At 60.5% G+C, this 20303-nt stretch carries 17 protein-coding genes; 5 read left to right on the top strand and 12 right to left on the bottom strand.

Going from position 1 to position 20303, the window contains the following annotated elements; all coding sequences use genetic code 11:
* Positions 1-206: 206 nt before the first annotated feature.
* From drt3b to GTH22_RS08200, 12 genes are all read right to left on the bottom strand, one after another.
* Positions 207-2171 (bottom strand): antiviral reverse transcriptase Drt3b, encoded by a 1965-nt coding sequence (gene drt3b, locus GTH22_RS08255; RefSeq protein WP_252944659.1) that lies wholly within the window; start codon positions 2169-2171, stop codon positions 207-209.
* Positions 2164-3471, bottom strand: coding sequence for an antiviral reverse transcriptase Drt3a (drt3a, locus tag GTH22_RS08250; protein WP_252944657.1), 1308 nt, complete (start codon positions 3469-3471; stop codon positions 2164-2166). Before drt3a ends, drt3b begins: the two co-directional genes overlap by 8 nt.
* 60 nt (positions 3472-3531) lie before the next feature.
* Positions 3532-4296, bottom strand: coding sequence for a hypothetical protein (locus GTH22_RS08245; protein WP_252944656.1), 765 nt, complete (start codon positions 4294-4296; stop codon positions 3532-3534).
* 651 nt (positions 4297-4947) lie between these two features.
* The gene (locus GTH22_RS08240; protein ID WP_252944654.1) at positions 4948-5598 is read right to left on the bottom strand and encodes a recombinase family protein; all 651 of its coding nucleotides are present in this window, start codon (positions 5596-5598) and stop codon (positions 4948-4950) included.
* A gap of 351 nt (positions 5599-5949) precedes the next feature.
* Positions 5950-6555: a hypothetical protein gene (locus tag GTH22_RS08235; protein ID WP_252944652.1), complete on the bottom strand. Its 606-nt coding sequence runs from the start codon at positions 6553-6555 to the stop codon at positions 5950-5952.
* A 486-nt stretch (positions 6556-7041) separates the two neighbouring features.
* Positions 7042-8244: a site-specific integrase gene (locus GTH22_RS08230; protein ID WP_252944650.1), complete on the bottom strand. Its 1203-nt coding sequence runs from the start codon at positions 8242-8244 to the stop codon at positions 7042-7044.
* 534 nt (positions 8245-8778) lie between these two features.
* Positions 8779-8940 carry a hypothetical protein gene (locus GTH22_RS08225; RefSeq protein WP_252944648.1) on the bottom strand — a complete coding sequence of 54 codons (162 nt, stop codon included), beginning with the start codon at positions 8938-8940 and terminating at the stop codon, positions 8779-8781.
* 14 nt (positions 8941-8954) lie between these two features.
* Complete coding sequence (locus tag GTH22_RS08220) at positions 8955-10304, bottom strand: amidase (protein WP_252944646.1); 1350 nt, start codon at positions 10302-10304, stop codon at positions 8955-8957.
* Entirely contained in the window at positions 10294-11712 is a 1419-nt protein-coding gene (locus GTH22_RS08215; RefSeq protein ID WP_252944644.1) for a TRAP transporter large permease subunit, read from the bottom strand. Before GTH22_RS08215 ends, GTH22_RS08220 begins: the two co-directional genes overlap by 11 nt.
* Positions 11709-12293, bottom strand: coding sequence for a TRAP transporter small permease subunit (locus GTH22_RS08210; protein WP_252944642.1), 585 nt, complete (start codon positions 12291-12293; stop codon positions 11709-11711). The genes GTH22_RS08215 and GTH22_RS08210 overlap by 4 nt, the downstream gene beginning before the upstream one ends.
* Positions 12294-12364: 71 nt before the next feature.
* Complete coding sequence (locus GTH22_RS08205; RefSeq protein ID WP_252944641.1) at positions 12365-13489, bottom strand: TRAP transporter substrate-binding protein; 1125 nt, start codon at positions 13487-13489, stop codon at positions 12365-12367.
* A 344-nt stretch (positions 13490-13833) separates the two neighbouring features.
* The gene (locus GTH22_RS08200) at positions 13834-14733 is read right to left on the bottom strand and encodes a LysR family transcriptional regulator (protein WP_252944639.1); all 900 of its coding nucleotides are present in this window, start codon (positions 14731-14733) and stop codon (positions 13834-13836) included.
* Positions 14734-14835: 102 nt separating this feature from the next.
* On the opposite strand from GTH22_RS08200, the gene GTH22_RS08195 reads away from it, so the two are divergent.
* Genes GTH22_RS08195 through GTH22_RS08175 form a run of 5 tightly spaced genes read left to right on the top strand, consistent with a single transcriptional unit; the run spans position 14836 to position 20303 of the window.
* Complete coding sequence (locus tag GTH22_RS08195; RefSeq protein ID WP_252944637.1) at positions 14836-15810, top strand: ABC transporter permease; 975 nt, start codon at positions 14836-14838, stop codon at positions 15808-15810.
* A complete protein-coding gene (locus GTH22_RS08190; protein ID WP_252944635.1) occupies positions 15807-16739 on the top strand; it encodes an ABC transporter permease in 933 nt (310 codons plus the stop codon). The genes GTH22_RS08195 and GTH22_RS08190 overlap by 4 nt, the downstream gene beginning before the upstream one ends.
* A complete protein-coding gene (locus tag GTH22_RS08185; protein ID WP_252944634.1) occupies positions 16736-17713 on the top strand; it encodes an ABC transporter ATP-binding protein in 978 nt (325 codons plus the stop codon). The genes GTH22_RS08190 and GTH22_RS08185 overlap by 4 nt, the downstream gene beginning before the upstream one ends.
* A complete protein-coding gene (locus GTH22_RS08180) occupies positions 17710-18735 on the top strand; it encodes an ABC transporter ATP-binding protein (RefSeq protein WP_252944632.1) in 1026 nt (341 codons plus the stop codon). Before GTH22_RS08185 ends, GTH22_RS08180 begins: the two co-directional genes overlap by 4 nt.
* Positions 18732-20303 carry an ABC transporter substrate-binding protein gene (locus GTH22_RS08175; RefSeq protein ID WP_252944630.1) on the top strand — a complete coding sequence of 524 codons (1572 nt, stop codon included), beginning with the start codon at positions 18732-18734 and terminating at the stop codon, positions 20301-20303. The genes GTH22_RS08180 and GTH22_RS08175 overlap by 4 nt, the downstream gene beginning before the upstream one ends.

Raw genomic sequence — 20303 nt, 5'->3', positions numbered from 1 at the left:
AGCGGGTTATGCGCCGCTGCAATCGATTGCTAGGACGCATATAGGACGCAACTTTCGTTCCACGTTGGTCGTGAGGGAAGCGACGATGGAGAACGCGCTTATGTGTGTAGTATGCCTCCGCATCCGCTTTCACATCCGCTTCGGCTAAGCCGCAGGTGCAAGCACCGTTGGCGCTCTAGCACAAGAACTCCACCGCCACACGGATTCTACGACGAGAAGTACACTGGCGGCAACCGGCGAAAGAGGAGCTGAAACTTATCATCACTTGAGGTCCAGTTAGTATGCCGGAAGTGTTTGGTCAGTTCTTGGAAGTCCGCTTTCGACAGCTCTTGGCCACCTAACTTCTGGTTGAATGTAGACCACCTGATGTCGCTATCGAGCGCTGGGCAAGACAGGGCATCACAGAACAGAAGATAGTCCTCGCTGTCTACGACAGGATCACAATCTCCAGACCCAATGTAGTCTATCAACGCGACGACAAAAGCTTGTCGGCGGTCGGCCTCGCTAAGAGGATCGGAGGGGGCGACTTCAGTTGGGCTTGTGCTGTTGAGATAGTGTAGACCTGCCAGAGCTGCGAAGTAGCCGTGCTGGGTGCCCTTCATGACGTTGTCAATAAAGTTGCGCGCAGGCGACTGTAGGCAAAATGCCGTAGGGTCAACCATGAGGCCTAAAAGGAAGGTGTTCAAATTTTCCAACGAAACCGGGCCGCTCAAACCGTCATAGTTCGCGCCCAACAATTCACTGAGTTCATAGGCTAAATATGCGCGTGTTGCGAGCCGCTCCGACTGAGGCAGCTTATTCGACAGGCGTATTATGCCCTCCACAATAAAAGCCGCACGTATTAAAGGCGGGACTCGAAAATCCAGTGACAGTACATAGAATAACACCCTGATCAAAAGTTTTAGTCTATCAAGAAACTCGGTCCTCACTTCCTCGAGTTCCAAGCTGTCGCTCATATTTTCCTTCAGGCTTTTCAGCACTCTTTGTAGGGCGGTGAATACTTCAGAAAGTGATTTGAGTAGATCGCTTCGCTCGGAACCGCCCAAGTGACGAACTGCGTCAAGTGCCTTGCGGCCCAAGACCACTGATTCCGAGGGTGTTGCAGTCGCCTCTGTTGGTGGGACGAACTCTGACGTCAGTGACGTTACCAAGGACTCACATACGGACGTGACCTCATACTTGACTCTTGAGATACTAGTGATGAACGGGCGTTCTAAGTCTTGGCTCTTCTCCACATTGAGATAGAGCTTATATTCTTCGAGGACGTCTGAAAGAATATCCGTCAGGGTATCGCGATCGTCCATGTTGCGAGTAAAGATATGGAAATCATCTACGTACCTCCTTATTTCGTAGTGCCTGCCCGAAACAAGTTCCCTTTCCTCAGCCCGCCGCTCAACTTCTATGTCTACGGACTGAAGGATGACTTCAGCAAAGATCCTTGATACTTCCGGACCTACGACTATCCCGGCTGTCTCATTGTAGTTTGCCTTCTGCATAAGCTCGTCAAACCGCTGCTCAAAAGAATACTTACTACTATTGTCCTTTGAGAATCCCTTTTCCTTTCGTGCCCAAGTAATAGAGTGGCTATATATACTAGGGAAGCATCTTGAGATGTCCAATGTGCGCAAGAATCGGAATCGACTCTCGAGGCGAACCAGCTCGTTCGAAGTGAAGAATCTCTCAAGCAGCAGGTATTTTCGATACCCGAAGTAGGAGGGCGAATAGGGTGTAGTGATTCTATCCCCAACAGCTTGCTCCGGCAGGCCGAGTCTCCAGCGCTTGCGGACGTCAGATGTGCTGCCCTTGGTATATACTCGAATTGGCTCTGACGGAAAACGGATTGAGTAGGGGCTGCGCGTGCATGCTTGAACGATGGTTTGCTCAAAGTCAGGAAGAAACTCAGCGATGCGGAGTTGAGCATTAGGGTGAATAATTGCTAGCGTGTTTCTAGTGCGTGACGAGCGATTTATCTTGTAGAGAAATGGTCGAGTGTAATCACTGCGCTCTCGCCGGAGCTTCTTAAGCGCTAGCTTCTGTCCGTCGGAAAGTTCATCGATCCTGAGTTCTGATAGGAAGAGGTTCTCGTTGGTAAATCCGAGAGGTAACTCATATGGCAGTGTCTCGGTCAATAAGGCCCGCAGTAGAGAAAGTTTGTCGTCGATTTCAGTCATGGCCCCATACCTTGCAAATCTTTGCCACACGTGCCCTGCTGTACCGCTTCATAAGTCGCTTCCTAAAGCCTTGAGCAAAAGAGACCCTTGAGAGAGAATCGTAGGTTGCAGTCGGAAGTTTAGAGATGCCTTCCGCAAACTCACTGTTCTGACCGAACAACGCATTCTTCAACACGACATCCAATTCTACAAGCTCGGCTGCCAAGTGTTCCTCTTTTTTTCTCCTGTGTTTTGTGGACGGGTAAAAGCCACACCTCGCATAATTGTAGTGGATCCCCGTTCGGATTTTTTGCCTACGGCTACCTCGGGTGTGCTTTGTCTTAAACACAGATCGATTCACGCTTAGGTAGCTTAATCTGTCCAAGAGAATTTCTGCATCACCATCCTTTTTGAACGCGTGTAACGCATAGAAGAGTCGTGTTTTGCGCTTTGAAAGCTTGGCCCGGGAAATGGAAACGTTAAGCTCTCGGCTCTCGTAGCTCTTGACGTTCTCCAAGGTCCGAAAGTTGTATCCGAGATAGTTAAAGTGGCGATAAGACGTTGGTACATTCCGCGAGGTCTTTTGAGATGCAACGCTGCACTGCTCTGTCTTTTTGTTAAGCTCTAAGCCTAAGCTGGTGAGTTCTGCTTGTAAAATTTTCAGAACCGGGACATGCGGCAAAGAGAATACGAGAATATCGTCGGCGTATCGGAAAAATCGATGAATGCCTGGGGACTTCCGTATTTTCTTGTCAAAGTCGCGTAGAGTCATTTCTGCTATCACGGAGCTGAATGCCAATCCTCTGGGGGCAGTGCTTACTGGCAACCCTGTAGTGTCGTATACCGCTCTAAGCACATTTTTCAACTCAGTGCTTGTGCGTGTGTCGGCAAGGATCCTTTCGATATGCGGCTTCGCGTCTAAGCTTTCGTAGAAGGATTTTATGTCGCACCGAACTACATTGAAAGGAGATGCCTCGCTGCTTGCTTCTATGATGCCGCTGACGATTGCCTCTCTGTTTGGCAAGTATATGCCAAATCTCCGAACGAGCCGTCGGAATGTCGCTCTTAGGATTAGGTCGGTTTCGAAATCACCTGCAAAAAAGATGGTTTTGCCCGATTTGTCAAGTTTAGCTGAAATAGAGAGTGTCGGCTTTTCTGTCGTTGCGTTAGCAGCAGCAGACGATACTATAGTTTCAATGTCTGCTTCCAAATCTACGTGCCAGCGACCGGAGTCTCCTACCCTGACACAGTTTTTTAGAGCTTCGGTCGAATAAGGCGACGGTATCAATTTTCTGAACTCGACTGTTAGTAGAAGCAACATGGGCGGTAGGGTCTGACCCTGACGCGAGGACAGTAGATCAGGGAGTCGTTCAGCTAGCAACTATGTGTCAGTAACTACGCGCAGTCGTTGCAGTTGGTGCAAGGCTGAGCGGTACTGAGCCGTAACCACATTCACGCGGCTACGGCGACGAACGCTCTCCAGTACGCGAGTGCGCCTCAGGCGCGAGACCGCTGGATAGATCGGGTCATTGGCGTAGGGCTCAACTCGCCCAAAGTTCGCTAATGCGCTTGCTATGGTCTCAGCAATTCGGGCGTCCCCATCCGCGCAGACACCTATACGAGTTAGCAAGTCCATTACTTCAAGTGTGCTTTCCGGCGGCTCGCTAGGAAGGATGCGCGGTAGTGCTTCGTTGAAGTAGTCAGTGGCAGCGCTTTGGAGAACGGCGACCTTCTCTGCCAGCTCCTCTATGCCCGTGGCTGTGCGCCTCGGAGAGACCCTCCGCCTGCCAAGGCTATCTTCAATACCACGCTTTCCGAACGTAACTTCAAATCGGACGCGTTGCAGTGTCTTGGCGTAGGCCTTCAGCGTCACATCTCGCGCGAGCACAACCTTTACGCTGGGACTTTGAAACTCCACCGTATGCTCAGGCAATCTGACACGTTCCCCGCCGACATAAATTGTGCCACTCAGGCTGCTCATGGGCCTTGCAATCGCTTGCACGAAGTCAATGGCGTTTTCTGAGTCGAACTCCCAGTAGTACTCGATTTCGCGTAGAGAAAAATTCGGATGTTGAACGGGCGTGCTAGGAAGTTCCGAGAAGGCCCAGCAAACGCTATGATCGAGCTGTGCGGTCCAGAGGGCCATGAGGCGTGTGAAGTGCTCGCTGGCTGGTCGCCTCAACGCCTCACTGTATTTGAGGACACTGCCAGCGATCATGTTTGTGGACGGCACGAGGGGCGCTTCTTCACGGTACCAATGTTCGCGGGGAGACATGACCAATGTGGGGATATGGCGCAGCCTGATGCCGTTATCGCTCCTGACGGGCCGTGTTACTTGAGCTTGAATAAATCGGGTGATGTTGACCGTTGCATAAAATCGTAACTGTTTGTGTTCACTTCTCTGATCAACCGGGATGCTGCGCCGGGGAACCCAAGATATTCTGCCGCTTATTAGTGGCCTCTCCCCGGTGATACGATCATCCTCCTCTGTGCCGCTGTCGAAGTAGACTTCGGGGTGAAGTCGTCTTCCATCAACTAGTCCATGTCGAAAGAGCGGTATCTCTCGGTCGTCGTGGGTATGGAAGGGAAAATTTCTGAGCTGATTAAGGCCTTGAGTGACCTCTTGGATGGTGCCGGGTAGCTCCCAATTCCCGAAACTAACTTCTGCCCTGTCCACCATGCCGCTGGAGGGGGAGACCTGCAGGCCAGGTGTGAGTGGCCTAACGAAATCTTCTCGATGTCTTAGTGGGTACCGTGCCATTGGTAGTTGGGGGAGACCCTATAGTTGGGGGAGACCCTATGGTAAGGAACAAAAGCGCTGATAGGCCCGCTGAACTGATGTTGGGTGCCATTTGCCGCCATTTTCGGTGAGAACCTTGTCGAAATTGAGCCGATCTGCGATTTTTCTGATGGATAGGCCTTGATCCTTGAGTTCCGCGATTGCCGGGCCGATTTTCTGCGCCGCACGGTCTGCTTCCGCTGCATTCCGTGCCGCGAGCGCCCCGCAGGCCGTGCCCAGCGCTACGCCGCGTGCTTTGGCCGCTTTGAGGGCCTCCCGCGTCCGTTGGCTAATCCGGCGAGCTTCCTCTTCCGCCATTGCGGCGTAGACGTGGAGCATGAAACGGTCGGCGTTGGGCATGTCGGCGGCGCAGAAGGCGACACCGCTCTCTAATAGGCCCGAGATGAAGTGCACATTCCGGGCGAGGCGATCAAGTTTGGCGATAATGAGCTTTGCACCTGTGGCACGACATTGAGCGATCGCCCGGTTCAACTCTTCACGGTTGTTCTTCTTGCCGCTCTCGACCTCGACAAACTCTGCAAGAAGTTCGCCCGTGTTGGCCAGTAGGTGATTTTTCACGGCTGAGCGCTGGGCTTCAAGTCCGAGACCGCTTTTGCCCTGTCGATCAGTCGAAACGCGGATGTAGGAGATAAATCTAGGGTTTTCCATTCTTGTGCACCTATGAACGTTGGTTCGTGTGTGTACAGACCTGATAGCCTGATAACTTTGGTGCTAGGTTTCTTCTCCGGTTTTAGTATGTATGATACTCCACCGCATCATGTCAGGCGGCCTTGCGGTCAAGTGATTGATTTGGATGGAAATTTTTCCGCCGCTTGCAGTCGATTGCAAGGTTATGTGGTTCTAGGGGATAGGATTAATGTTTCTGAGTGGTTTGGCTGTCTTTTCAATTAGTTAGTCGGAAATCCGTTATACGCACTTTCCCTATAGAGCTAAGCTCCTGAACAGGAAGATCGCCAAACTTAACCTATCGCAAGCGAATTCAAGGAGGCCGTCTTTGTACTAGCGCAGCATTCGAAGTGATGCGGCTAGACCACATTTGCGTTTTACATTATTCAAAGTCGAGTCCCATTGACTGTCAGACTGACCTTCTGAAAGCGCTGGGAAAATCTCGACGTTGCCGAATGAGATGCGATTGTCAATGTCTTCCCCTATGAGGCCGATTGCAAACTCCTTCGGGCCTGCATAGCCGCCAAATCCATTTCGGGCGTTTACAGTGCCGCACACGAACCAGCGCCTGTTGGACGGGGCATAGTTAAACGCCATGTTTTCGAAGGTGGCGCTGTCTGGATCACGAAGCTGACTGCGAACTGACTCTTCTGCGGCTATCAGAACCGGTTCGGCGCGGGAAATACTACTGGCATAAACTGAGTCTAGGCTATGAGCGAAGTCTCTTTTAGTTGCCATGCGGGCGACAAGGGGGCGATCATCCCTGAAAGCTGCATCCAGTTCCGCCCTTGAGGTCCCCCCTATCGTGGCCATGTAGGCGATGGGTGCCCAGACTACGACGGCAAACAACAGGATTACTGGGCCACGTAGCTTGGCAAGGGTTAATCTCGGTTTAGCTGAGATTTCCGAAGATGTCGCCACCGGAGAATTGGATCGCATTTTTGGAACCTAAGGTTACGTTAACAGCCACTCAAAGTGAAACGGGAGATTGCAGCCAAAGTAGGGCGCGGGCCTGAAAAGGTTGGGGTGCCCGCCCACAATCCGTTATAAAGCCATCCGTTTACTGTCCCAAAATTTTCCAGACATTATGAGATGGGGGAGGGGGGGAATGCTTGCCTTATGACGAAATGGTTCCGTCGCGGTACCGCGTGGCCTTGAACTCATCCAGCGCGTCTCGACGATACCATACGGAGCGTCCGTGCTTTTCGTATCTTGGCGGCAACTGTTCGCTCCTACGGTTCTGTAGCCTGCTCACGCTCAAGCCAACGTAGGCTGCTGCTGCAACTTCGTTATAGAGACCGTCGTGAGTGATTTTTGGCGCTCGCCGACCTTTCTCGGGCAATGGCTTCTTCGGCTTACCTAGGCGTATTTTTCTGATGACTCTTCCGGTCTTGGGGTGACGACGTCGTGGCTGATCTTGCGTCATCATGTGTCTCCTGTATCGAAGAACACGCTCGCCGCGCGCCTTCCGGCTTGGGTGAGGGCCGTGTTCATCGTTGATTTCCGGGCATGAAGGTATCGCATGGTAGAGCGCATGTTGGCATGGCCGCCCACGGCCTGAGCCGTCGCCACGTCCGTTTCGCTGGCGATGTCTGACAAAACGTTGTGCCGGATGTCGTGCAACCGTAGTTCGGGTATGCCCGCTCGCTGGCGCACGAGGTCCCACGTCTTTTTAATGTCAGTCAGCGGTTTGCCGATACTTCTTCCGGGAAAAATGTGAGGGGTCTGAGCACGTTCTCTCAGCTCTAACAGCCAGTCGCGCAGATCTTCGGTTAGAGGTTGATCCCGGTCGCCTGTTTTCGCGCCGTAGAAGTGGACTAACCCACGTTCGAAATCCACATGGTCCCATTGGATATTGAACGCTTCACCACGCCGACAGGCAGTGAAGAACATGAAGACAATTGCGTTGAGCGCCGCTTCCCGACCGGGATGGTTCGCCCTTGCCCAATCGATCGCCTCCGCAACCCGGCGCATCTCTTCCGTTGAAAGGAGCCGCTCAACCAGCTTTTCCTTGTACTGCTTGATGCCGTTGGTTGGGTTGTCGCCCTTAGGATGCAAGCCGTTGTCTGCCGCCCAATTGTACAATCTTCCAACGAGCCCCAGTGTTCTGTTGGCCGCATATCTTGTTGCCTGCATGTCGCGCTGAAGCGCTTGCATGTCTTGCTTTGAAATCGACAGCAGGGGGCGGTTCCCGAAGCGGGGAAAGACATTGGCGCGTAAGATTTGCCAGTAGCTGGCTACAGTCGAAGGGCGGAGGTGAAGTTGCGCATGTTCTTCCATGAAACGCTCGCCAACTTCGCCAAGAGTAATGTTGCTGCGATTGCGACGGCGCACCTCCGACGGGTCGTTACCGTTGGCAACCTCTAGGAGCGTGCGCGCGGCAAGCCGACGTGCTGCTTGGATACTGAGGTCAGGGAAGTCGCCCAGCTTGTACTTTCGGCCACGAGAGAAAGTTGAGTTGTAGCGAAGCACGAAGGTCTTCTTACCCGCCGCGGACACCTTAATGTGCAGCTTGGGAACTTCGAGGTCGCGGATGTAGTACTCCCTGCCGACGACTGGCAGGGCCTCAATCGATCTTTTGCTTAGGCGAACCTCACCGTGTGGCGGTTCGAACCGCTTCGCACTCATCTCGCCTCCACCGTTTAGGACACGTATAGGACACACTCTGCCGGTAAATGGCGGTAAATTGCCATGGTGTTCTCCGGTAAATTGAAGGAATATTCGGTAAATAAGTCAACAGTTTGGCGGCTGTTTGGTAAATCACGGTGAAGTGCCGCGAAGGAGTTTGTAATCAGTGGGTCCGCGGTTCGAGTCCGTGTGGGGGCACCATTCAAACCTTCCAATGCAGGACTTCGATCTCTGTGTCTTCCGGGGCGGAGATTGTGAAGCTACTGATTTCTGCACGGGTATCCGGTGGCGGAGTTCCGGTAGCCGAAGGTTGTTGGCTTTTTCGGTGTGGTGTTCGTTGCGATCTGCCGGTCTTGTCGTACCGCTCTCTCCCGCTTGTCATGACCGCATTGCATTGATCGTCTGACTGCGCGCGGAACAGGTCTGGGAGTGGGCCAAGCTTCCTCTTGGCCACACCTGAGCCATGCTTAAACGCAGACAGCCGAGGTGCGCCATCTTAGGTCGACCGCCAAACCCTTGCGGCAAGCCGCGAGGCTAGTCGCGTCGGTTGAAGATGGTGGTGATGAAGTCGTAGGCGACGAGGGCCAGTGTCAGCAGGATGACCACGACGAGGTCCGGGCTGGGGACTTCGAAGGCGAGGATCGCGGCGAACGCGGCGAAAACCGCGAAGGCGAGGAAGGCGAGAATTGCGTTCATGTCCGTTCGTCCTTTCACGCACTCATTCGTTCATGGAGCCAGCGCGCCGAGCGCAGGAGGCGTCCGTCTTCTCCGCGCCGGGTCACCAGTTGCACGCCCATCGGCAGGCCGTTGGAGGCGGTCAGCAGGGGCAGGGTGACGGCGGGGGTGCCGCAGAGGGTCCAGAGGCCGTTGAAGATGGCATCTCCGGTCGAGGCGAGGCCCTCGGGGGCGGGGCCCGGAGCGGCGGGGCAGAGGATGGCGTCGCAGCGCGAGAAGATCTCGTCGAGGCCCGCGTTCAGGATGCCGGGCCAGTCGAGCGCGGCGAGGTAGTCGCGCGCGGGCAGGGCCGCGCCCTTGCGGATGGCCTCCAGCGTCGGCGCGCCGAGCCGGTCGGCGCCGTCGCGCTCGTAGCGATAGTAGTTGCGCGACATCTCGGCAAAGTTGATCCGCGCGCGCTGGTCGGCGGCCTCGTCGAAGAGCGAGGGCAGCTCCACCGCGAAGGCCTGCTCGCCCAGCTCCTCCTCGAGGGCCAGAAAGGCCTCCTTGAGGTCGTCATGCGCGCCTTCCCAGCCGGGCGGGCGGACCACGGCGAAGACCGGGGGCAGGGGCGGGGCAGAGAGGGCGGTGCGCTCCAGTGCCGGGTGGGGCGCGGGGCTTGTGGCGCTGTCGGCCGGGTCGTGGCCGAAGAGCACATCGGCCAGCAGCGCGGCGCCGGTGGGGTCGGTGGCGAAGACGCCGAGGGTGTCGAGCGTTTGGGACTGCATCAGCACGCCGCGCCGCGGGATCGCGCCGAACGTCGGCTTGAACCCGGTGATCCCGCAGAAGGAGGCGGGCCGGATCACGGAGCCGCCGGTCTGGGTGCCCACTGCCAGCGGCACCATCCCGTCGGCCACCGCCGCCGCCGAGCCCGAGGAGGAGCCGCCGGGCGTATGGGCGAGGTTGTGCGGGTTGCGGGTGCGGCCGGGGTGCATGAAGGCCAGTTCGGTCGAGACCGTCTTGCCCATGATGATCGCGCCCGCGGCCTTCAGCTTCTCGACGATCGCGGCGTCCTGCATCGGCACCCGGCCCGCGTCGAGCACGCAGCCGTTCTCTGTGGGCATGCGGGCGGTGTCGATCACGTCCTTGAGGGCCACCGGCAACCCGTGGAGCGGGCCTATGGGGCGGCCCGAGCGGCGCAGCGCGTCCATTGCCTTGGCCTGATGCCGGGCGAAACCGGGATCGAAGAAGGCCCATGCGCCGACCTCGGGTTCGCGCGCTTCGATCCGGGCGATGCAGGCCTCGACCAGCGTGATCGCGTCCAGCGCGCCAGTGGCCAGACGGTCCCTCAGCGCCAATGCGCCGAGGGCCATCAGGCTGGTGGGGTTTGCTCCGTCAGCGGCCATAGAACAGCTCCGGCAGGTAGAAGACGACCTGCGGGAAGACATACATCATGACCATCGCCACGAAGACGCAGAACAGGAAGGGCATGACGCCGGAGAAGATCTGCGTCAGCCGCACTTCCGGCGGGGCGATGCCCTTAAGGTAGTAGGCCGACATCGCCATGGGCGGCGTCAGGAAGCTGGTTTGCAGGTTGAGCGCCACGAGGATGCCGAAGAACAGCGGATCGACCTCGAAGATCGCCAGCAGGGGCAGGAAGATCGGCACGAAGATGATGATGATCTCCGACCATTCCAGCGGCCAGCCCAGCAGGAAGATGATGAGCTGCGCGAGGATCAGGAACATCAGCGGCGAGAGGTTGAGCGACTGGACGAACTCCGAGATGACCTGCTCGCCGCCGAGGTAGGAGAACACCGCCGAGAAGACGTAGGAGCCGACGAAGAGCCAGCAGACCATCGCTGTGGTGCGCACCGTCAGGTAGACGCTTTCGCGCAGGCGTTGCCATGTCATCGCGCGGTAGATGAAGGCGAGGAAGATGCCGCCGAGCGCGCCGATGGAGGCGGCTTCGGTGGGGGTGGCGAGGCCGAAGAGGATCGAGCCGAGCACGGCGAGGATCAGGAAGGCCAGTGGCAGGAACGATGTGAGGATCATCATCGAAAGCTGGCCGAGCGGCATGTCGGGCACCTCGTCGTCGGAGGGGCGGGGGGCGACCGAGGGTTGCAGGATGGAGCGGCCGATGACGTAGGTGAGGTAGAGCCCCACCAGAACGAGGCCGGGCAGCAGCGCCGCCGCGTAGAGCCGCACGATGGAAACGCCGGAGGCCGCCGCGTAGACGATCAGCATGATCGAGGGCGGGATCAGGATGCCGAGCGTGCCGCCGGCGCAGATGATGCCCGAGGCGAAGGAGGGGTTGTAGCGGGCCTTCAGCATTTGCGGCAGCGCCAGCAAGCCCATCAGCGTGACCACCGCGCCGACGATGCCGGTGGCGGTGGCGAAGAGGGCGCAGGTGATGAGCGCGGCCACGCCCATGGAGCCGGGCAGATCCTTGGAGGCGATGTTGAGCGTGGAGAACAGCCGGTCGACGATGTTGGCGCGCTCGACGATGTAGCCCATGAAGAGGAAGAGCGGCACGGCTGTGAGCACTTCGTTCGACATGACGGTGTAGGTCTGGTTCACGAAGAGGTCGAATATTCGGTTGTTTATGAACCCCTCGAACCAGGTCGACCAGGAGTCCCAGGTCGAGGCGGTCTCGTCCAATCTGTCGAAGCCGCGCCACTGCCGGCGGGCGTCGAAATAGGCGTAGTAGCCAAAGCCGATGCCCATGGCCATCAGGGTGAAGGCGATGGGGAAGCCGAGGAACACGAAGACGATGAACAGCCCCAGCATCAGCAGGGCGATTTGCGGGTCCGTCATGGATGTGCGTCCTTCTCGGCCTCGGCGGCCTTTTTCATCAGGAGGTCTTCGGTTTCGAAGACGTCTTCCTCTGGCTGAAGCCATTCGTTGGTGCGGATTGCCAGCAGGCAGCGGCAGACCTGTGCGATGCCCTGGATGAAGAGCAGGATGCCGGCCACGACGATCACGGTCTTGAATTGGTAGATCGGCACGCCGGCGGGGCTGTTGATGGAGACCTCGCCGTATTGCCAGGAGCGGGCGGCGTATTTCCAGCCCGAGATGATCAGGGCCAGAACGCCGGGAAAGAAGAACAGGAAGTAGAGCACGAGGTCGAGCTTGGCCTGGGTCTTGGGCTGCCAGAGCCGGTAGAGGAAATCACCCCGCACGTGCCCGCCGCGCGAGAGCGTGTAGGCGCCCGCCATCATGAACATGGTGCCATACATGATGAACGACACGTCCAGCGCCCAGGCGGTGGGCGCGTTCAGCACGTAGCGCACGAAGACTTCATACCCCGTGCCCACGGCCATCAGGATAATGAGCCAGGCAAAGGCCTTGCCGAACCATGCCGACAGGTTGTCGGCAAACCGAATGAACCCGATCAAGGTTTTCCCCTCCCCACAGTCGATTTCCCCGGCGCGGAGCCGCGCCGGGGAGTCTTTTCAGACCTGACGCCTCAGAGCGCCAGCTTGCCCGGGAAGTAGTGCTCGAACGCGAGGGCGTAGTCGGGCGCGTTCATCAGCTCGTAGTAGGCAACGCGTTCGACCCACTCGCGCTGGCTGTCGAGGCAGCGCTTCATGAACTCGTCCTGCTCCAGCTCGGGGATCAGCTCGTCCCAGGCGGCAAGCTGGGCGTCGAGGATCTCCTTGGAGGTGCGGCGCACGTTCACACCGGCTTCCTGAAGCTCGGCGAGGTCGGTCGAATACTGCCGCATGGCCTTGGCGGTGTTCGCCGTGGAGGCCGCTTCGACGGCGTATTTCATGATCGCCTGAAGGTCGGGGTCGAGGTCTTCGAGGAAGGTCTTGGAGAACAGGAACTCGAAGCTCTCGGAGGCCTGGTGATAGGACGACAGGTAGTAGTTCTGCGCCACGTCCTGCGCGCCGAAGCGACGGTCGGAGGTGGGGTTGTTGAACTCGAAGGCGTCGATCACGCCGCGCTCCATCGCCGGAACGATCTCGCCGCCGGGAAGCTGTGCCACCGACATGCCGAGCTTCTGCATCAGGTCCGCGGCAAGGCCCACCGTGCGATACTTGAAGCCTTGGAGGTCGGCCACGGTGTTGACCTCGCCCTTGAACCAGCCGAAGGGCTGGGCGAACATCGGGAAGCCCATGTAGCCCACGATATCGAGGCCCATGATATCCTGCGTCAGCTCGCGGTAGAGCTCGGCGCCGCCGCCCTCGTAGAACCAGCTCAGCATCGTGGTTGCCGAGCCGCCGAAGACCGGGCCGGTGCCGAAGAGCGAGGCGGCCTTGTTCTTGCCGTACCAATAGACCGGCACCGAATGCGCGGCGTCGAGCAGGCCGTCATTGACGGCGTCGAGCACCTGGAATGCGGCCACGACGGCGCCCGCAGGCAGCACGTCGACCTTGAGCCGTCCGCCCGACATTTCGTCGACGCGCATGGCGTAGTCCTTGGCGAATTCGTCCCAGATGTCGGACGCCGGCCAGGACGTCTGCATCTTCACGACGATGGGCGACTGGGCAAGAACGGCCGGGGCGGCCAGAACCGCGCCTGTTGCCGCGGTACCTGCCAGAGCGCTCTTCTTCAAAAACGAACGACGGTCATACTTTTGTGGTTTCATGTTGTCTCCTCCCTGAGAACACCCCCCGGAAGGCGCGACCTTATGGTTGCAGCAATCCGGCGTGTGCGCTTGTCATGTTAACTCATCGCGTCCACGTCTCAAGGAAAAGCTTTGCGGGGTGTTTGGGCGACATCTGGAGCGATGTCTGCGTGGCGATTGAGCCCGGGAGCGGACATGGCTCCTCTTCGGCCTCCCGCGCTTTGGTGGACCTATCCGGTGCGGGGAAGGGCGGGGGGCGGTGATCCGGTGTTGCGCGCTTTTGCCTGTGATGTGGCTCTCGGCCCGTTGGGACGGGTGCGAGATTTGCGAGAGATGTCATCGGGTGAGGCAGGGCGCAGGCGAGGTCAGCCGCTCGGGGCTGTCGCGGCTGAAATGCAGGCTTTCGCGAAGTCGTGGGCGAGCATGCTGCGGCGGGTGCGGCTGGGGAAGGCCACGGCGAACTCGTGTTCGATTCCGATGTCGAGCGGAAGGCCGACGAGGCCGGGCAGCTTGAGGCCGGTGAAAAGCCATTCGGGGACGATGGCGAGGCCAAAGCCCTGGGCCGCGAAACCGCAGGCGGATTCGACCGATTGGGTCTCGACGGAGACGAGGGCGGCGAGGCGCATTTCGCGGAAGCGGGCGTCGATCTGGTCTCTCCAGGGGCGGCCGCGCCCGAGCATGATGAGCGGTTCGCGCGCCACCTCCTTGAGGCTGAGGCCCGGCTTCTTTGCAAGCGGATGGGTCTCGGCCACCACGCCGACGAGGGGGGAGGTCATGATGGGGATGGTTTCGACGCCCACGGCCATGATCGGCAGCTTGGCGATGCCGATATCCACCTCGCGGGCGGCGACCAGCGCGATGATGCGCTCATAGGTGCCAAGAAGCACACTGATGCGGAGGTTTGGATGGCCCTCGACCAGCGTTTTCAGCGCGCGCGGCAGGTAGCTGGCGGAGAGGGAATGCGGCGCGGCGACCCGGATCACGCCACGGTCGAGGCTGCGGATGTCACGGGCCAGCGCGGTGACCCTGTCGAGCCCGTCGAAGGCGATCGTGGCCTCTTCGTAGAGGGTGAGCGCCGCCTCGGTGGGGCGGGTGCGGCCATGTTCGCGGACAAAGAGCGTGAGGCCGAGGGAGTCTTCCAGCTTGGCCATCTGCTGGCTGACCGCCGGTTGCGACAGGCCGATCTGGCGCGCGGCCGCGGTGAACCCGCCGGCCTGGATGACGGTGCAGAAGACTTCCAGGCCTCGGATGGTGGCAGAGCTCATGGACATAAGTCTGGCTTATGGCCCCGATGGTGACAACAATAAGATTGCGGCTTTCCGCTCCGGCAAGCGATCAATTCCCGAAACGACGAGAGGGGCCTTTTCATGGTCGTGTTCCTGCTGCGACGATTGATGCAGACTGCCGGCGTGCTGCTGGCCGTTTCGCTGGTCGTCTTTCTCGGCCTCTATGCCATCGGCAACCCGGCCGAGATCCTGCTGCCCGATGATGCGACCGCTGCGGAGCGGGAGGTGGCGATTAGGGCGCTGGGGCTCGATCGGCCGATCTGGGTGCAATACGGGGTATTCCTGAAGAACGCGCTGACCGGCGACCTCGGCACCTCCTTCGTTTACAACACGCCCTCCATCGAGCTTATCCTCCAGCGCTTTCCGGCGACCCTCGAGCTGGCCATCGCGGCGCTGCTCATCGCCATTGTCCTCGGGATTCCGCTGGGGCTCTATGCCGGGCTGAAGCCGGGCAGCCGCGCCGACCGGACCATCGTGACCGGCTCGATCCTTGGCTTTTCGCTGCCGAACTTCTGGCAGGGGCTGATGCTTATCCTCGTGTTCTCCATCGGGCTGGGCTGGCTGCCGTCGTCGGGGCGCGGTGAACTGGGCACGATCTTCGGGGTGCGGACCAGCTTTGCCACATGGGACGGGATCAGCCACCTGATCCTGCCGGCCACGAACCTTGCCCTGTTCAAGCTGGCGCTGGTGATCCGGCTGACCCGGGCGCAGGTGCGCGAGACCATGCCCCTGGATTTCGTGAAGTTTGCCCGTGCCAAGGGGCTTTCGCCCATGCGGATCGTGGGGCTGCACGTGGGCAAGACCATTGCCGCGCCGATCATCACCGTCATTGGCATGGAGCTGGGCTCGGTCATCGCCTTTGCCGTCATCACCGAGTCGATCTTTGCCTGGCCCGGCATGGGCAAGCTGATCATCGACTCGATCAACAAGCTCGACCGCCCGGTGGTGGCCGCCTACCTGCTGGTGATCACCTTCCTCTTCATCATGATCAACTTCGTGGTGGACGTGCTCTACACGGTGCTCGACCCGCGCGTGCGCCTGGGGGGGCGGACATGAGCGTTGTGGAGCCTGCATCCGCCCGCGAAGAGGTGGCCGCCGTTGCCGCTGCCAAGCCGCCGTCGCGCTGGCGCCCGGTCTGGCAGGAGTACCGCGAAAGCCCCGGTGCGGTGGTGGCGCTGGCGGTCTGCATGATCCTGCTGGCGCTCGCGGTGTTCGGTCAGTGGATTGCACCGCAGAACCCCTATGACCTGACCGAGATCAGCTTCTTCGACTCCCGCCTGCCGCCGCTCAGCACCACGCCGGAGGGCATTTTCTACCTGCTGGGCACCGACAACCAGGGCCGCGACATGCTGTCGGCCATGCTCTACGGGCTGCGCACCAGCCTCTTCGTGGGCGTGGCGTCGGGCATTCTCGCCATTGCGGTGGGGGTCTCGCTGGGGCTGGTTGCGGCCTACGCGGGTGGGGCGGTGGACGCGATGATCATGCGGGTGGTCGACTTCATGCTCGGCTTCCCGACGATCCTCGTGGCGCTGATGATGCTGGCGATCCTCGGGCAGGGGATCGAGAAGGTGATCCTTGCGCTGGTGCTGGTGCAATGGGCCTATTTCGCCCGCGCCGTGAGGGCCACGGCGCTCACCGAGCGCAGCAAGGAGTATATCGAGGCGGCACGGTCGCTGGGGCTGGGGCACACAAGGATCGTCTTTGGCCATCTTGCGCCCAACTGCATGCCCCCGGTCATCGTGATCGGCACGATGCAGGTGGCCAGCGCGATCTCGGCGGAGGCGACGCTGTCGTTTCTCGGCCTCGGTCTGCCGATCACCGAGCCCTCGCTGGGCCTGCTCATCTCCAACGGGTTCAACGTGATGCTGGCCGGGCTCTACTGGATCAGCGTCTTTCCGGGCCTGCTGCTGCTGACCCTGATCTTCGCGATCAACATCGTCGGCGACCGGCTGCGCGAAGTTCTGAACCCGAGGAATGCAAGATGACGGCGCTGCTCGAAGTGAAGGGCCTGAAGACCCACTTTTTCACCCGCGCCGGGGTGGCGAAGGCGGTGGATGGCGTGGATTTCACGCTGAACGAGGGCGAGGTGATGGGGCTGGTGGGCGAGAGCGGCTCGGGCAAGTCGGTCACCAGCTTTTCGATCCTCGGGCTGATCGACCCGCCGGGCAGGGTGGTGGAGGGGGAGATCCTGTTTCGGGGCGAGGAGCTGCGCACCGCTTCGGAGGCGCGGCTGCGCGCGCTGCGGGGCAAGGACATCGCGATGATCTTCCAGGACCCGATGATGACGCTCACGCCGGTGCTGCGGATCGAGACCCAGATGGTGGAGACGATCCTCGCCCATGAGAAGGTCAGCAAGAAGGCGGCGCGGGCGCGGGCGATCGACGTGCTGGGGCGCGTGGGCATCTCGGCGCCGGAAACCCGGATCGGGGCCTATCCGCACCAGTTTTCGGGCGGGATGCGGCAGCGGGTGGCCATTGCCATCGCGCTGCTGCACCAGCCCGCCCTGATCCTGGCCGACGAGCCGACCACCGCACTCGACGTGACGATCCAGGGCCAGATCATCTCGGAGATGCAGAAGCTGGTGGCCGAGACCGGTACGGCGATGATCTGGGTGAGCCACGATCTTGCGGTGGTCGAGACCATCGCCGACAGGGTGGCGGTGATGTACGCGGGCCGGATCGTGGAGAGCGGACCGGCGGGCGCGGTGATCGGCACGCCGTCGCACCCCTATACCGAGGGGCTGCTGAACTCGATCCCGAGCCGCACCACGCCGGGCCGGAAGCTCAACCAGATCCCCGGCATGGCGCCCTCGGTGGTGAGCCTGCCCGAGGGCTGCGCCTTCGCGCCGCGCTGCCGTTATGCCGCCGAGATCTGCCGGGCGGCACCGCCGCTCGCGGCGACCGGTCCCGAGCGCTGGGCGCGTTGCGCCCTGCCGCTGCGAGAAGGGGTGACGACATGAACGCGATGTCCCGAACGGCGCCGCATGTGCGGCTGGAACAGGTCGAGAAGGTCTTTCGGCGCAAGCCCGACTTTGCCGAGCGGCTGGCGATCTCGATGGGGTTGCATACCCCACGCGAGGTGCGGGCGGTCGATGGCTTTACCCTCGATATCGCCCATGGGGAGGCGGTGGGCCTCGTGGGAGAGTCGGGCTGCGGCAAGTCCACCCTCGGGCGGATCGTTGCGGGCGTGCACGACAAGACGGGCGGGCGGTTTTCGTTCGACGGCAAGGAGCAGGCCGAGTGGACGGCGGCCGATGCCAAGCGGGCAAGGCTCGACATCCAGATGATCTTTCAGGACCCGATGTCGTCGCTGAACCCGCGCAAGCGGGTGGGTGACATCATTGGCGAGGCGCCGGTGGTGCACGGGCTGATCTCGCGGCGCGAGCAGGAGGAGAAGGTGGCGGGGCTGATGCGCGAGGTCGGGTTGGACCCGGCCTATGCCCGCCGCTTTCCGCACCAGTTCTCGGGCGGGCAACGCCAGAGGATCGGCATTGCCCGGGCGCTGGCGGTCGAGCCGAAGTTTCTGGTCTGCGACGAGAGCGTGGCGGCGCTCGACGTGTCGATCCAGGCGCAGGTGCTGAACCTCTTCATGGATCTGCGCGAGACGCGCGGGCTTACCTATCTCTTCATCAGCCATGACCTCGGCGTGATCGAACACCTGACCGACCGGGTGGCGATCATGTATCTCGGGCGGCTGGTCGAGGTTGGCCCGACCGCCGAGATCTTCCGCCAGCCCGCGCATCCCTACACCAGCGCCCTGCTGGAGGAGGCGCCCCGGATCGGGCGGGGGCGGCGGGCCTACACGCCGCTGAAGGGCGAGATCCCGTCGCCGCTCAACCCGCCCTCGGGATGCCATTTTCACACCCGCTGCCCCCATGCCACGGACCTGTGCCGGCAGGTGGCCCCGGAACTTAAGGCAGTTGCCGCGAACAGGATCGCGGCCTGCCATCTCAACACGTCTGACATGGAGGCAAACGCATGAGACACCTGAAATCCCTGATCCTGGCCGCGGCCGTGGGGCTTGTGGCCCTTCCGGCCGCCGCCGAAACGCTGACGATCGGACGGGCCAACGAGCCGCAGTCGATCGACCCGCAGTTCTCGCGCACCGGCAACAACCAGATGACGGCGCTGCACATCTTCGACCGGCTGGTTCTGACCGATGCGAACGTGCGCTCGATGCCGGGCCTCGCGGTGTCGTGGACGAACGAGGATGACACGCATTGGCTGGTGAAGCTGCGCGAGGGGGTGACCTTCCACGACGGCTCGCCCTTTACCGCCGCCGACGTGGTCTACTCGCTCGAGCGCGCGCCCGACGTGCCGAACTCGCCCGCCTCCTTTGCCGGCTCGGTCTCGAACCTCGAGGCGATGGAAGTGGTCGACGACCTGACCATCCGGTTCACCACGAAGACCCCCGATCCGCTGTTCATCGAGAACATCGGCACCGTCTACATCCTGTCGAAGGCGGCGAGCGAGGGCATGGCCAACGAAGACTTCAACTCGGGCAAGGCTGCCATCGGCACAGGGCCCTACAAGTTCGTCTCCTGGTCGCCGGGCGACAACCTGGAGCTGGCGCGCAACGATGCCTATTGGGGCGAGGCGCCGGCCTATGAGAGCGTGAACATGCGGTTCATCTCCAACGACGCGGCCCGGGTGGCGGCGCTGCTTTCGGGCGCGGTCGACCTGATCGACCTGGTGCCGCCGGCGGACCTGCCCAACCTGCGCGCCAACGAGGATGTCACGGTTTACGACACCCCGACCGTGCGCCTGATCTACCTTGCGCTGAACCAGGCCGATGATGCGCCCCTGCTGACCGACACGGCGGGCAACGCGCTGGCGGAGAACCCGCTGAAGGACCCGAAGGTGCGGATGGCGATCTCGATGATGATCGACCGTCAGGCCATCATCGACCGGCTGTTCTACGGCGCGGGCGAAGCGGCCAGCCAGATCGTGCCCACGGGCGTGTTCGGCTTCAACGACCAGATTGGCGTGACCCCCTATGACCCGGAAGGCGCCAAGGCGCTGCTGGCCGAGGCGGGCTATCCCGAGGGCTTCGGCATCACCATCCACGGCTCGAACGACCGCTTCAGCCAGGACGCGGAGTTGGCGCAGGTGCTGGGCCAGTTCCTTGCCCGCGGCGGGTTGACGGTGAACGCGGTGGAGACCCTGCCGTATTCGGTGTTCTCCAAGGATGCAGGCAACAACGCCTATGGCGCCTTTGTCTTCTCCTACGGCAACTCCACCGGCGAGGCGTCGCGCGGGCTGCTCTCGGCGATCCACAGCTACAGCCCCGACCAGGATCTCGGCACGCTGAACCGCTTCCGCTACTCCAACCCCGCCTTCGACGAGGCCGTGGTGGCGGCAGCGCAGGTGTTCGGTGAGGCCGAGCGCGAGGCGGCGCTGGCCGATGCGATGGCGCTTGCGTTCAACGATACGCCCATCGTGCCGCTCTACTTCCAGGCTCTGAGCTGGGCGTCGAGCGCCAAGATCGACTACACGCCGCGCCGCGACGAACGCACGCTCGCCATGGGCGCGCGTCCTGCCACCAACTGA

This window comes from Oceanicola sp. 502str15 (assembly GCF_024105635.1).
Lineage (GTDB): Bacteria > Pseudomonadota > Alphaproteobacteria > Rhodobacterales > Rhodobacteraceae > Vannielia.
This window is presented reverse-complemented; position numbering and strand designations above follow the sequence as displayed.

Coding starts and splice junctions, on each gene's coding strand:
- drt3b (WP_252944659.1), bottom strand. CDS start 2,171: ATGACTGAAATCGACGACAAACTTTCTCTACTGCGGGCCTTATTGACC.
- drt3a (WP_252944657.1), bottom strand. CDS start 3,471: ATGTTGCTTCTACTAACAGTCGAGTTCAGAAAATTGATACCGTCGCCT.
- GTH22_RS08245 (WP_252944656.1), bottom strand. CDS start 4,296: ATGGCCCTCTGGACCGCACAGCTCGATCATAGCGTTTGCTGGGCCTTC.
- GTH22_RS08240 (WP_252944654.1), bottom strand. CDS start 5,598: ATGGAAAACCCTAGATTTATCTCCTACATCCGCGTTTCGACTGATCGA.
- GTH22_RS08235 (WP_252944652.1), bottom strand. CDS start 6,555: ATGCGATCCAATTCTCCGGTGGCGACATCTTCGGAAATCTCAGCTAAA.
- GTH22_RS08230 (WP_252944650.1), bottom strand. CDS start 8,244: ATGAGTGCGAAGCGGTTCGAACCGCCACACGGTGAGGTTCGCCTAAGC.
- GTH22_RS08225 (WP_252944648.1), bottom strand. CDS start 8,940: ATGAACGCAATTCTCGCCTTCCTCGCCTTCGCGGTTTTCGCCGCGTTC.
- GTH22_RS08220 (WP_252944646.1), bottom strand. CDS start 10,304: ATGGCCGCTGACGGAGCAAACCCCACCAGCCTGATGGCCCTCGGCGCA.
- GTH22_RS08215 (WP_252944644.1), bottom strand. CDS start 11,712: ATGACGGACCCGCAAATCGCCCTGCTGATGCTGGGGCTGTTCATCGTC.
- GTH22_RS08205 (WP_252944641.1), bottom strand. CDS start 13,489: ATGAAACCACAAAAGTATGACCGTCGTTCGTTTTTGAAGAAGAGCGCT.
- GTH22_RS08200 (WP_252944639.1), bottom strand. CDS start 14,733: ATGAGCTCTGCCACCATCCGAGGCCTGGAAGTCTTCTGCACCGTCATC.
- GTH22_RS08195 (WP_252944637.1), top strand. CDS start 14,836: ATGGTCGTGTTCCTGCTGCGACGATTGATGCAGACTGCCGGCGTGCTG.
- GTH22_RS08190 (WP_252944635.1), top strand. CDS start 15,807: ATGAGCGTTGTGGAGCCTGCATCCGCCCGCGAAGAGGTGGCCGCCGTT.
- GTH22_RS08185 (WP_252944634.1), top strand. CDS start 16,736: ATGACGGCGCTGCTCGAAGTGAAGGGCCTGAAGACCCACTTTTTCACC.
- GTH22_RS08180 (WP_252944632.1), top strand. CDS start 17,710: ATGAACGCGATGTCCCGAACGGCGCCGCATGTGCGGCTGGAACAGGTC.
- GTH22_RS08175 (WP_252944630.1), top strand. CDS start 18,732: ATGAGACACCTGAAATCCCTGATCCTGGCCGCGGCCGTGGGGCTTGTG.